This window comes from Aeromicrobium sp. PFPM2_SD2, assembly GCF_057364525.1.
Map to the genome: position 1 here is coordinate 1 of NZ_JBNFNZ010000610.1, position 1,161 is coordinate 1,161.

Consider the following 1,161-nt stretch of genomic DNA (forward strand, 5'->3'; position numbering starts at 1 on the left):
GTCGAGCACGACCTGGGAAACGAGGTCCTGCGCGGCGGCCAGCCGGTCGCGCAGGGCGTCCTGCTCGGCGGCCCACCGGGCGGCGAAGCCCTCGGGGTCGGCGTCGAAGGCGAGCCGCCGGCGCACCACCTCGACGCGCAGGGCGGGGTCGCGCGGCGCGGCGACCTCGACGGTGAGGCCGAACCGGTCGAGCAGCTGCGGGCGCAGCTCGCCCTCCTCGGGGTTCATGGTGCCGATGAGCACGAACCGCGCGGCGTGCTCGACCGAGAGGCCGTCGCGCTCGATGCTCACCCGACCGGTGGCGGCGGCGTCCAGCAGCAGGTCGACCAGGTGGTCGTGCAGCAGGTTGACCTCGTCGACGTAGAGCAGGCCGCGGTGGGCACGGGCGAGGAGGCCGGGCTCGAGCTCGACCTTGCCCTCGCGCAGCGCGGAGTCCAGCCGCAGCGCGCCGGTGACGCGGTCGTCGCTGGCGCCGACCGGCAGCTCGACGAGCCGCACCGGACGCTCGACCACCGGGGTGCCGGCGTCGAACGGGCCGTCGGGGGAGACCGCGGCGGGGTCGTCGGGGTCGGCCGAGAACCGGTCGCCCTCGTACGTCCGCACGGGCGGCAGGACGTCGGCGAGGCCGCGGACGGTGGTGGTCTTGGCGGTGCCCTTCTCCCCGCGGACCAGGACGCCGCCGATGAGCGGGTCGATCGCGACCAGGGTGAGGGCCAGGCTCATGTCGTCGGAGCCGACGACGGCACAAAAGGGGTACTGCGCTGGCATGTGAGGCTCCCGCTCGATCTGCCACGACGGTCCGCGACGCGGGTGCGTCGTGGGTCGGACCGAGGCCGGTCTTCGGACTTCCCAGGTCTGTGCCTGAGTCACCGCAGCGGGCCTGTGCCGGACTCTCACCGGCTTCCCAGATTCTCCCCGTGGCCGTCGGCCGTGGGGCACCTCGATCCTTCGACGCACACCCTAGACGGCACGGGGCCGTGCTGGACAGGGGGTCCGGGTGCCGGACGTGCGCGGCTAGGGTGCACGACCATGAGCGCGCACGTGACCGTCGTCGGTGTCGGGGCCGACGGGTGGGCCGGTCTGCCCGACGCGTCCCGCGCGCTCGTGCGCGGGCGCCCCGGACGCTGCTGCGGGCGGCCGCCCCGCCAGCCTGGCGACGTG

Annotated in this window: 1 protein-coding gene and 1 riboswitch; the gene reads right to left on the bottom strand. The window is 75.1% G+C overall.

What is annotated here, in order from left to right; all coding sequences use genetic code 11:
- Positions 1-768 (bottom strand): magnesium chelatase ATPase subunit I (locus AC2W7G_RS16840; RefSeq protein WP_485869452.1); only part of this gene is annotated, 768 nt, incomplete at its 3' end.
- A gap of 46 nt (positions 769-814) precedes the next feature.
- Positions 815-958, bottom strand: a riboswitch (cobalamin riboswitch).
- Between the last annotated feature and the right edge of the window lie 203 nt (positions 959-1,161).